10 protein-coding genes are annotated in these 11,684 nt (G+C 69.4%); 3 read left to right on the forward strand and 7 right to left on the reverse strand.

Annotated features, from left to right (window positions below; translation table 11 throughout):
- From NBZ83_RS23835 to NBZ83_RS23845, 3 genes are all read left to right on the forward strand, one after another.
- The coding region (locus tag NBZ83_RS23835; RefSeq protein ID WP_261575834.1) for a peptidase inhibitor family I36 protein at positions 1-380 on the forward strand (380 nt) is incomplete at its 5' end.
- A 152-nt stretch (positions 381-532) separates the two neighbouring features.
- Positions 533-1,498 carry a hypothetical protein gene (locus NBZ83_RS23840; protein ID WP_261570585.1) on the forward strand — a complete coding sequence of 322 codons (966 nt, stop codon included), beginning with the start codon at positions 533-535 and terminating at the stop codon, positions 1,496-1,498.
- 114 nt (positions 1,499-1,612) lie between these two features.
- Positions 1,613-2,941 (forward strand): hypothetical protein, encoded by a 1,329-nt coding sequence (locus NBZ83_RS23845; RefSeq protein WP_261575835.1) that lies wholly within the window; start codon positions 1,613-1,615, stop codon positions 2,939-2,941.
- Positions 2,942-3,009: 68 nt separating this feature from the next.
- Here the strand turns inward: NBZ83_RS23845 and NBZ83_RS23850 are convergent, their stop codons facing one another.
- From NBZ83_RS23850 to tnpA, 7 genes are all read right to left on the reverse strand, one after another.
- Entirely contained in the window at positions 3,010-4,293 is a 1,284-nt protein-coding gene (locus NBZ83_RS23850) for an ABC transporter substrate-binding protein (protein WP_261575836.1), read from the reverse strand.
- A 54-nt stretch (positions 4,294-4,347) separates the two neighbouring features.
- On the reverse strand, positions 4,348-6,297 hold the full coding sequence (locus tag NBZ83_RS23855; protein ID WP_261570588.1) for an ABC transporter permease: 1,950 nt from the start codon (positions 6,295-6,297) through the stop codon (positions 4,348-4,350).
- On the reverse strand, positions 6,294-7,028 hold the full coding sequence (locus tag NBZ83_RS23860) for an ABC transporter ATP-binding protein (protein ID WP_261570589.1): 735 nt from the start codon (positions 7,026-7,028) through the stop codon (positions 6,294-6,296). The genes NBZ83_RS23855 and NBZ83_RS23860 overlap by 4 nt, the downstream gene beginning before the upstream one ends.
- The gene (locus NBZ83_RS23865) at positions 7,025-7,822 is read right to left on the reverse strand and encodes an ABC transporter ATP-binding protein (protein ID WP_264763766.1); all 798 of its coding nucleotides are present in this window, start codon (positions 7,820-7,822) and stop codon (positions 7,025-7,027) included. The genes NBZ83_RS23860 and NBZ83_RS23865 overlap by 4 nt, the downstream gene beginning before the upstream one ends.
- Positions 7,822-9,480: a CocE/NonD family hydrolase gene (locus NBZ83_RS23870; protein WP_261575838.1), complete on the reverse strand. Its 1,659-nt coding sequence runs from the start codon at positions 9,478-9,480 to the stop codon at positions 7,822-7,824. The genes NBZ83_RS23865 and NBZ83_RS23870 overlap by 1 nt, the downstream gene beginning before the upstream one ends.
- 668 nt (positions 9,481-10,148) lie before the next feature.
- Positions 10,149-11,093, reverse strand: coding sequence for an RNA-guided endonuclease InsQ/TnpB family protein (locus NBZ83_RS23875; protein ID WP_261575839.1), 945 nt, complete (start codon positions 11,091-11,093; stop codon positions 10,149-10,151).
- A 51-nt stretch (positions 11,094-11,144) separates the two neighbouring features.
- Positions 11,145-11,525: an IS200/IS605 family transposase gene (tnpA, locus tag NBZ83_RS23880; RefSeq protein ID WP_261570593.1), complete on the reverse strand. Its 381-nt coding sequence runs from the start codon at positions 11,523-11,525 to the stop codon at positions 11,145-11,147.
- Positions 11,526-11,684: the final 159 nt, after the last annotated feature.

The raw sequence follows: 11,684 nt of genomic DNA on the forward strand, positions 1-11,684 counted from the left end.
GTTTCAGCACCGCCCCGACCAAGTCCGGCCGCAACGACGGGGGGGGCAGCGCGACGCACCTCGACGGGGTCTGCAACCTGTACAGCACCGGCGACGGCGACCTGTGTCTGTGGTACTTCCAGAAATACTGGGGCAGCCACGCAGACTTCTACGTCTCGGACAACAACCTCAACAACAACACCTTCAGCTCGCTCGGTATCGGGCAGGGCTCCCAGGTCGGAAACAATGCCGAATCCGCCTGGAACTACGACCAGCACCTCACCGCCCGCGTCTACACCGGCGTGAACAGCACCGGCACCTGGGGAACCATCTCCCCGAGCAGCGGCGGTGACTTCACCAGCACGTTCATCAACAACGTCGAGTCCTTCATCTGGACCTGATCCCCACTTGAGTACCGAACCCGTCCGCTATACCGCTCCCGTATACCGCTCCCGCCGACGACGTGCCGTTTCAGGGCCGGTCCCGTCCCCCACCGGACGATCAGGACCGGCCCTGACCGGCCGTGCCGGTCGCGGTGACCGACAGGAGACCGATGTCCCACGACGCGGGCCGCCTCGGCCGGCAGCATCCTCCCCGCCCGCGGACCGCCCGCTGGCGGCTCGCCCCCGCCGCCCGGTGGGCGCCGGCGGTGGCACTGGCTGCCGCGTTCGTCTCGGGCTGCGGGAGCCCACGGTCGGTCGCACCCGCCGCCGTTTCGGCGGCCAGTCCACCGGTGGTTCTCGACGGCGCCGCGCTGCGCCTTCCCCTCGATCGGTACCTGCTCGGCCCCCGCGAGTCCGCATCGGTCGCGCAGGCGTACCGGGCGCTGCTCGACCAGTGCACGCGCAGGTTCGGGCTGCCCGATCCGCGGCTGCGGGCCGTCGACGCGGCACTGCCGGCCACGCTGAACGAACGCCGCTACGGCATCACCGACGCGGCGCTGGCCGCGACGGCCGGCTACCGCGTGTCCAAGCCCCGGCCGGTCAGCAGCTCCCCGATGCCCGCGGAATCGACGACACCGCCGGATCCCAGGACGCTCGACATCCTCACCGGTCGGCACTCAGGCGCCGTCGACGGGCGGCCCATCCCGGACGGCGGCTGCTCCGGTGAGGCGAAACGCCGGCTGAACGCGGGCGCCCCCGGCGGCCCGGACCTGGACCCGGACCTGGCGCAGCGGCTCTCCCAGACCAGCTATTTCGCGTCCGGCCGCGACCGGCGCGTGCAGGACGTCCAACGCGCCTGGTCGGCCTGCATGCGCACGCATGGTCTGCGCTATTCGTCGCCGCTGGCCGCCGCCGCCGATCCACGGTTCCGCACGGGCCCGGTGTCGGCGACGGAAACCGCCGTCGCGGCGACCGACATCGCCTGCAAGAAAAAGACCAATCTGGTCGGCGTCTGGTTCAGCGTCGAGTCGGAGCTCCAACGCCCCGGCCTCGCCGCCAACCGGAAGACGCTGGAGAAGATCCGGCAGACCAGCCAGATCCAGCTGAAGGTCGCGCGCGGCCTCGGGATCGACTGAACCGCCTCCCGGAGTACCCGCCCCGCGACCGGCGCGCCGATCCGGCGCGGCCCGGCTCTGTAGGACCATGTGACGGATTCGAAGTCGGCCCGACACAGAGGAACCTCATCGGCTATGGCGACCCTGATCCGCGCCCTCGACACGCACGTCCGGGTGGAATACGCCGTTTTCCACCTGGTCGGCCTCGGCGACCCCGACGGCCCCGGCGACGTCGATGAGCCGATGCTGCCCGAGATCGTCCTGGCCCGGCACACCCAGATACACGTGCGCAGCGCCGCGTCCGAGCACCGGCCGAGCGTCCGCATGGAGGCATGGGACGCGGAACCCGCGCCCACCGTCGCGCCCGACGGGATCCCCGCGTGGGACTACGCCGCGGATCTCCGGCTGGTGTCGCCGACTGGGATCGTCTCCCTCGTGACGCTCAGCGGAAAGCTGGTACGCAGGCTGACCATCGGGCCGCCCCTGTTCCGCTACGGAGTTCGCCTCCGGCGTGCCGGCGGAGCGGCCGCGAGCGATCTGCCGCAGTTCTCCGACGCGCGAGGCGTGGAGACGTATCTCGTGCAGACCTGGCCGCTCGAAGACGTGTTCGACGCCCGGGAGTACCTGCGCCCGAGCGGCGCACCGACCGGCTCCGCGGGCAGGGACGACGAGGGCGTGGCCGGCGGTGGCGGGCAGGGGGGCTACGAGCCGAGTGCCGCCGGGGACTGGCCGTCGATGCGCCGCCCGGACTCCGACACGGGCCGGCGGACGGCCCGCGATACGACCCGCCGGGCAGGCCCCCGGCCCACCGACACCACGCAGGCGCAGGCTGGGTCCGCGAGCCGGGAGTTTCGGGACCTTTCCCGTGTGACGCCGGAGGAGTTCGCCCGGATCACCGGTCTGCCCGCTCCCGCGCAGTCGTCGCCGCCCCCCACGGTCACCGTCAGATCGGGTGACCCCGAGGACCGCTGGCGCGTTCCCGGCGTGATCTACACCATCACTCCCGGCCCGCGCGAGGAACTGCTCGAAGCGCACCCTGAACTGGCTCGCCACCCCGAGCGGCTCCCGGCGGACTTCTTCACCTGGCCGGAAGACCAGCGCCAGGAGCTCATCGCGCACTGGCGCGACGACCTCGCCGTCATCGACGCCCTGACGACGCCGACGGAGCCTCGCCGACAGCTGCGACGCACCGACTTCGCCGTCAACCCCGACCAGGCGTCGCCGGGGATGGCGCTGCGAGCCTGGTTGTGGCTCGACCCCAGAGAGCTCGACACGGTCCGCACAGGTGCCCTGCGCACCGGATTCACCGCTGGCGCCCGCGACGAGCTGAGCGGCCGCGTGTTCGTCAGCGCCATCGTCACCGCGCTCCTGACCAGTGCCCGCGGGATCACCGTGCGCGCCGCGTCCACTGTCGAGGCGGCCCGCCTGCTCGCCGCGGAACGAGCACGCTCCCCCGTGCGGTGAACCCCGGGCAGCCGTGGATCGCTCAGTCACGTACACCCGCTCGCGCTGCCCGGCGTGCGCGTCCCACATCAGCCCGTCGTGATCGACGGGTCGAAGGGAGCAGCCGCGCCGGTGACGCCATTGACCCAACCGCCGGGCTGGTTGACCACCTTGCCGCCCTGGTAGCGCACGAACACCACGTACGGGTTACCCACAGCGGGCGCGCCCTTCGGCGCGGCCGCTCGATTGTACTGATACGACATGAACACCGGGACAGTCTCGGTGTTCAGCACCTTGATGAGCGACGCGCTGGAGAAGGTGGCGAATCCGTGCTTCTTCGCGATGGCGTAGTTCGTCATGACCGTGGAGAACGACCACTGGCCGAGCACGGTGCGACCCTCGTCCTTTTCGTACGTCTTCATCGCCGTGCGGTAGGTGGCGATGTCCGGCTGCGCGGTGTCGTCGAAACTGACGAAGATGTCGCCATAGAGCGAGCCCTCGATCGCGGTTTTCGGCGAGACCTTGGCGAAGAAGTTGGGGACGTCCACAGCCGAGGCCTGGGCGATGATGTTACGCGGGCTGAACCCCTGCTTCTCGAGCTGCTCGTAGAGCGTCGCGTCCTGCACCCCGCTGAGCGCGGTGAAGATCGTGTCGGGCTTGGTCTTGATGGCCTCGGCCACCTGTGGCGAGAGGTCGGCGGTGGTGGCGGGGACGGTGATCGCGGTCACGCTGCCTCCGGCCCGACGGAAGAACACGTTCATCGAGTTCACCACCGCGCTGCTGTCGCCGAGGTCCGACACGACGAGCACGCCCTTCTTCGCGCCCAGCTTCGAGGTCGCGTACGCCGCGTTGGCCGGGTACTCGGTGAACGAGCCGCCGCCATAGGGGAAGCTGTCCGGGCTGGAGTACTCCTGCGGTGAGATCGGCACGCTGTGCACGGGGATACCCGCCTTGGCGAAGATCGGCAGCGCGTTCGCGCCGATCCCGAGGGCAAAGCCGGAGACGAAATCGACCTTGTCCGCAGCCAGCTTGTTCGCGCAGGTCAGAGCACCGGCCGAGGTCGACTTCGAGTCGCATAAATCGATCTTCAGTGGCCGTCCGCCGAACCCGCCGAGCTGGTGGTTGATATAGGCCACGGCCGCTCTGGTACCCACCACCCACTGGTTTTCCTGCGCGGACGCCGCCACGCCCGACTGCATGACGATCAGACCGACGGTGACCGGTTTACCCTTCAGCGTGTCCGCCTGGTCGGCGGCAGCCGAGCCGGTCCCACCGCCCCCGCTGGATCCGCAACCAGTCATCGTCGCGGCCACGCAGACGGCGGAGAATCCCGCCGCTATCGCTCGTCTGAGGGGAGTCCGGATCGGCTGCATGAGGTTTCCCTTCGCCGGAGTTGCCGTGGTGATAAACGAGCGCGTGGTGATGAACTAGAGCGGGGTGGAACTGGGTGCTGTTGTTTCCCCGGGCCGGCGGACGGGCTGCGTTTCGGCCGGCTGGTGGCCGGGGGCGGGGTGCGGCCGGGAACCGCGGGATCTCAACCACGCCCACTGCCGGCGCGCGGCGATCACGGCGCCGTCCGGATTGGCCACGATGGTCAGCAGCAACAGCAGGCCGGACGCCAGGCCGTAGTAGCGGGCGACCGAGCCAATCGCGTCCTGCACGAGCAGGTAGAACACGCCGCCCTCGGCGGCGAGGCCCGCGAAGATGGCGCCGCTGACGATCGACACGCCGCCGATGTAGACGAGCACGATCAGCCCGATCGATCCGAAGACATCGAAGCGGTCGAAGGAGACGGCACCGATCTGGTAGGACAGCAGCGAGCCCGACACCCCAGCCATCGCGGCCGACACCGCGAAGGCCTGAAGTTTCGCGCTCGACACGCTGATACCCGACGCGGTGGCCGCTCGCTCATTGCTGCGCACGGCCAGCATCCGCAGTCCGGATGGGCCGCGCCGAAGGTTTCCCGTACCCCAGACGAGCAGGGCGGTGAGCAGGACGCAGAACAGGCCGAACCGAAAGCGGTGCAGCGAGGGATCGAGCGAGAATCCGAAGATCGACGGGGAGGGTGCGAGGCTGCCGGTCTGCCCGCCGGTCCAGCTCCGGTTGAGGAAGAGCACCGCGTTCACCGCGACTGCGGCGCCGATGGTGACGACCGCCAGGTTGAGTCCCCGCACGCGCAGCGCCGGCAGACCGAGAAGCATCCCGATCGGCACCATGCAGACGGCCGCGAGAACCAGCGGAAAGGGGAACGGCACGTTCAGGTTCTCGGCGAACTTCGACGTCAGCAGGCCTCCGATTCCGGCGAACGTCATGGGCATCAGCGAGGTCTGGCCGACAAATCCCGTGACGATCACGACGGACAGCGCGGCACTGATCGTGACGAGGGAGGTGGTGAGCCCCGACTGGTAGGTGCTGTTCAGGAGGGCCAGACCTGCGACCGCGACGGCGATGAGGGCCACCGCGGAGCTTGGGCGGATCCCGCCTCGGGGCGCGAGCGGCAGCCGGACCGTGGAGATTGTGCCGCGCTCGGGGATCAGCCGTCCGGTCAGCACGACCGCGGCGATGACGACCACGAACGGCAGCGCGTCAGTGACCCCGGTCTGCTTCCAGTAGCGGCCGATCTCGGACTGCGCGGACCCGATCAGAATCCCGGCGAGTGCGGTGAGTCCGAAGGAGCGGAATCCACCGAGGAGAGCCGCGGCCAGGGCTGGAAGAATGAGCAGGGTGAGGCCGCCGATGCTCAGGCCGACGATGGGCGCGATGAGTATTCCGGCGAGGCCGGCCAGGGCACACCCGATGGCCCAGTTCGTGGCGGCGATGAGATCGGGCGAGAAGCCCAGAAGAGCGGCGCCGCGCGGATTCTCGGCGGCGGCTCGGGTCGAGACACCGATCAGGGTGGCGCTGTACCAGGCGGCGAGGGCGATCGCGATCACGATGGTGATGCCGAGCAGCCATAATCGGTCCTGGCCGAACTGGACGCCGAAGACGCCCACGTCGCCGGTGGGCAGGACCTTCGGGGCGTTACGGATCTGGTCACCGAACCAGAGGCTGGCCGCTCCCTCCAGCGCGGTGAGTAGGCCCAGGGTGACGATCACCTTGGCCAGGATCGGGGCGGAGCGAAGGGGCCGCATGACCGCCGCATGCCAGCCCGCGCCGAAGGTCCCCGCGGCGAGCAGGGTCACGACGAGCGCCAGCGGTTTGGGCACTCCCTGCTCGACGAGGCGGGCGAAGAGGAAGGCGGCGAACATGCAGACGGCGCCCTGGGCGAAGCTCAGGGTTCCCGAGCCGCGGTGCACCAGGACGACGCCGCAGGCGAGGATCGCATACGCCGCGCCGGAGCCCAGCCCGAGAATGGCGAAGAGAACGACGGTGCTCACCGGACCGCCCCGCCCTGGGCACCCTGAGCACCGAGGTAGCTCGCTTCGATGAGGTCGCGCTGCCGTCTCAGCTCCGCGGCGGGCCCCTCCTGGACCATGGCCCCGTGGTTGAACACGTACGCCCGGTCGACCACCTGGAGCGCGAGGTCGACGTGCTGTTCGACGAGGAGGATGGCGCAGCCGAGGTCGTCGGCGATCCGCCGCATGACCGGCAGCAGCTTCTTCACGATGACGGGAGCGAGGCCCAGGCTCATCTCGTCGACCATGAGCGCCCTGGGACGCATCGTGATGGCCCGGCCGATCGCGAGCATCTGCTGCTCACCGCCGGACAGCAGGCCGGCGCGCATCCGCAGCCGGCTCTCCAGGGCGGGAAAGTAGTCGAGGACCACCCTGACTGGGTCGCCGTACCGCCGGCCCCGGCCCATCCGGATGTTCTCCCGCACGGTGAGGTCGAAGAACACCGAACGGTCGTCGGGGACGAGGCACAGGCCGCGGCGCGCCACCCGGTCCGGCCGGCCGCCGTCGACGGGCACGCCGAGGAAGCGAACCGCCCCGCCGATCGGTCTGAGCACGCCGGCGATGGTCAGCAAGGTGGTGGTCTTTCCGGCGCCGTTGGGACCGAGGACGGCGACCAGTTCACCCTCGCCGACGGTGAGGTCGAGATCGCGGATGACCGGGACGCCGGCGTAGCCCGAGGTCAGGCCCGCGCAGTCGATGATCGCCGCCGTCATCGCACCGGCCCGTTGCGGTGACCGATGGCCGTGTCGGCCGCCGCCGAATCGTCGTCGACGCCGAGATACGCCTGGACCACCCGTGGGTCGTGACGAATCGACTCCGGGTCGCCGCTGGCGATGAGCCGGCCGAAATCCAGGACATGGATCTCGTCACAGACCTTGAGGACCATCCCCATGTCATGGTCGATCATGATGATGGTCAGGCCCTCCTCGACCAGTTCCCGCAGCCGCGCGGCGAAGGCCAGCGCCTCGCTCGTTGCGAGTCCCGCGGCCGGCTCGTCCAGCAGCAGCAGTCGGGGGCGCAGCGCCAGCGCTCGGGCGACGGTGACGAACTTGCGTTGCCCCAGGGACAGATCGGGCGGCAGCACGTCGGCCAGGTTCTCGATTCGCAACCGCGACAGAGCGTCGTCGACCGCCTCGGCGGCCGCCCTCGACGGGCGGGGCCGGACGAGGTCCACCAACGGTGACCACCAGGTGGATCTCTCCGCTGCCGCGGTGAGGTTCTCGCGGACGGTGAGGTCCTCGAACAGTTCAAGAGTCTGGAACGTGCGTCCGATGCCGGCCCGGATCCGCCGGTGGGCGGGCACCGCGCTGAGGTCGTGGCCCTCGAACATCACGGTTCCGGTGGCGGGGGTGAATCCGGTGACGGCATCCATGAAGGTCGTCTTGCCCGCACCGTTGGGGCCGATGAGGCCGACGAACGTGGCCGGTTCGGCCGTGAAGGAGACCTGGTCGAGCGCCCGCAGCCCGCCGAACTGGACGGTGAGGTCGTGGACACCGAAACGTGTCATCACGCACCGGTCTCGGGTAACGGGGACTCGACGACGGGCAGCAGGAGATGGGACGGTCGAGCGCTGTCGTGGAAGACCTCCGTGTTCGACGGGTGTTGGTTGACCTCGAAGAACGGGAAGTCGGAGGTCGAGACGTCGACGCGGATCCGGTGGCCGGCCCTGAACACGTTCGCGGTGGGCCAGATCTCGATGTCGAACTCGTAGATCTGGCCGGCCACCAGCGCGGTCGGATTCTCGTGCCCGCCGACGTGTGAACCCTTCAGGGCGCCGGTGTTGAGCAGCCGCGACCGGCCGTCGGGAAACACGTCGCAGAGCCGGACGCAGAAGTCGACGTCGGGCGCGTTCGTCGTGGCGTGCAGGACGAGGCGCGGGGTGCCGACGACCGTCAGGTCGGCTTCGAGGACCGCCGAGGAGAACGTCAGGCAGCCTTCCTCGAAGGACCTTTGGTCGGCGGGGTCCGGTGGCGTTCGGTTCGGATTGGCCGGGTCGTGCTGCAGGAGACTGGATGTGTCGGTCGCCCGTGGAACGGCCAGCAGCGCACCGTCGACACCCGACCCGACCGAGCCGTTCGCCGAGGAGGCGAGGTGGTACCTGGTCGGTACGGCCGGTACCGGCCAGCTCGGCATGTCGACGTAGCGCTCGTCGCCCAGCAGGTACAACCGGGCCTGGGGGCCGGCCAGGACGTCGTTCTTCGCGCCGCGCAGAAAGTGGTCGAACCACGCGATCTGCAGTGCGGTCAGGCCGCCGTCGCCGAGCTCGGGCCGCGTCGCCAGGCTTCCGGGGCCGACGAACAACCGCTTCGGGCCCTCCGATGCCTCATGGCTCGCCACGGTGCCGCGGACGAAATGGTCGTACCATACGCCGCTGTGCAGCGTGGGCAGTGACGTCTCCTGCGCCCGGCGCAGGAAACTACGGGACCGCCAGAAGTCGTCGTAGGCATCGTGCTGGTACATCTTGGTCAGCCAGTCGAGGTTGGCGGGATTCTGGCCGGCCGCGATGCGCCGATACCACTGGTCGAACCGCGCCTCGTACACGGCCCGCCGACGTTCGTAGCCGGGACTCTCCGGGTCCCCCGGGTCGATCGGGGAGATGTTCCCGTACTGGCTCGTCGCCCAGCCGATGCGGTTCTCGTAGCGGAAGACGCCGCCAATCCGCCACTGGTCGGTGTAGAAGTCGGCCGGATGCATGTTCGGGGCCATGGCCCGCAGGTGCGGAGGGTGGGTCAGCGCCGTCGTGTAGCAGGAGATGGCGGCCGCCGATCCCCCGGTGATGCCGACATTTCCGTCGCACCAGGGCTGCTCGGCGAGCCACTCGACGAGGTCATACCCGTCGAACGGCCCTTCCACCAGGTTGTAGTAGTCGTAGTTGCCTTCCGAGAAGCCAGTTCCACGGGCGTCGGCCACCGCCACCACGAACCCCGCGTCGACCAGTGGTTTGACGCTCAGGAGCATCGGGTTGACCCCTGGCGGAATCACGATGGGCAGGGCCGTCATCCGGCGTCCATCGGAGCCGATCGGCATGTCGAACTGGGCGTCCTTCTTGTACGGTGTGATGATCAGCACGGCCGCGTGCCGGGAAAGCAGGTCGGGCCGGTAGATATCGACGGCCAGGTGAACGCCGTCACGCATCGGGACGAACTGATCCTTGTCGACTTCCATGGCGACCCCATTTGTCGTGGTCCACGGACCGGCGGACTCGGCCGGGCGGCTAGCTCCTGAGGGTCAGGGTGGGGAACGAGACGTGATGCCAAGTCGGCGGACGATCGCGCGATTCTCGTCGGCGACAGTCTGCTGCGTGAGGTCACCGAGTACAGAGCCGCCGCCGTGCAGGTGGAGCGGCGATCCTCTCATTCATGAGCCGCGGCCCAGGTCTCATTGCGGTCGCGTTATCTTCGATTACTGCACGGTTTCATGTCCACCGCGATCTGGCGGCAAATCAGGGTGTTTCTCCCGCCAAGTGGTGTCCGGTGGGCGTGGCGGCGGCCTAGGCCCCGAGGGCCAGGTCCAGCGTATCGGCGTTCGAGCAGGGCGAGGACCCGGCGGAATGTTGAGGCGTCCGGGACCCGCACGATCCCCGACGTGGCTCAGACGGTCCCGCCGGCATCCGCGGCCCCATCAGATCGCCCAATGCCCGGAGCCGGTCAAGCAACGTGTATCCGGCTCGATCATCAACCCAAAGAACCCGAGAGCCGACCAGACGCCGTTGGAGGCGTGGATCGGGAAGTGCGTCCGCGACCGAGCTCGCAGTGGCTCCGGGATCGCTAGCCGTTCCGCGCTCGGCATCGTGAGCAACTGTGACTCCTCTGATGGCTGAAGCCGTCGGCTTCTCAGGCCGCCTGAGCGTCGGCCTGACGGGCAAGCCCTGCCCGCAGGATGTTGACGGCGGCGTTCTCGTCCGCGTCCGCGGTGTGCCCGCACTGCACGCAGGCGAACGTGGCCCGCCTGCGCCGGTTCTCCTCGGCGACATGCCCGCAGGCCGCGCAGCGTTGGGAGGTGTGGCGGGCGTCCACGTCGACGAGGAACACCCCCGGCCGGTCCGGGTCGGGCCTGGGCCTGGCCCGGCGGGTCATGCCCTTGATGGTGAGTTTCTCCACGGCGATCAGATCATGGCCGCGGACCAGCCCAAGCGCGGTCTTGTGGGCGTGGTCGAGTCGCTGCCGGGCAACACGGCGGCTGATCGTCCCCACCCGGGTAGCAACCTTCCTGCGCCGCGCCGAACCGCGCTTCGCACGCGACAGGCCCCGCTGAGCGGCGCCCAGCCGAGCGGCGGACCGCGCGAGGCACGTCGGGTTCGGCTCATGCTCCCCGGCCGACGTGGTCGGAAACGACGCGATACCGACATCCACCCCGACCACCGCGCCGGCGGGCGGCAGCGGCTCAGCCGGAACGTCGTCGCACGACAGGATCACATACCAGCGCCTGCCCGCACGCTTGACGCTGACCGTCTTCCCCCTGCCCAGTACCCGCCGGTGCTGAGGGATCCCGCCGGCCTTCACGCGGCGGAAGAATCCGGCGAACGCCTTCTCCAGCCCACGCAACGTGGCCTGCTGCGAGGAGAACGACCAGCGAGCCTGATCAGGATCGCACCCCCGGATGCCCTTCACCTGCGCCGACTGATCGCCATAACGGACCCGGGTCTGCGACGGGTGCCGGTAGGCATCACGCCGCTCCTGCAACGCCGCGTTGTACAGCTCGCGATGATCGTCGAGCATCTCACCGAACGCGACCGTCGGGCGGTCGGGCGGTCGGGCGCAACAGGAACGTGTACGCACGCCTCACCAGACCACCCCCCTACGCCACGGCCGCTCGTTCCGCGCGTCGATCTACCGGCGCACAGTCCCAGCAGACACCGCACCGACAGTGGCAACGAAGCACGGCCAGGACCACAGGGCGGGCAACCGGGACCGCAGGTGCGGAAACTCGCCGCACAGCACGTACGACGTAAAACCCATCACCTGGTGGGCGATGTACGACGGGGAGTGCTCCGGGTGGGCCTCGACGAACAGATGAACACGGTCCGGTTCGATCCCCAACGCGACAACCGGCCAGTCGCACTCGGCGCACCGCCCCCGGATGAGCACGTCAAGGCGGCCCCGGTCCGGTCCGGACGGGACGGGACGGGACGGGCGGTACTTCGGGCACCACACGACGTGATAACCGAGGTCGCAGGCGCCACCCACGCCGACCATCACCCGACAGGACATGCACCTGGCCATACCAGCGTTGCTGATCCAACCGGTACGGGTCCGTACCGGATACCCCCGACGCCTGAAGGCGACAGTCCCCTCCGGGGGCCTTGGATGGACAGGGTGTCGCCCAGAGCGGGCCCGACCAGGGCGGCAGGGGTGGAACACAATCGGGAG

The sequence above is a fragment of the Frankia gtarii genome, from assembly GCF_025403375.1.
GTDB lineage: Bacteria > Actinomycetota > Actinomycetes > Frankiales > Frankiaceae > Frankia > Frankia gtarii.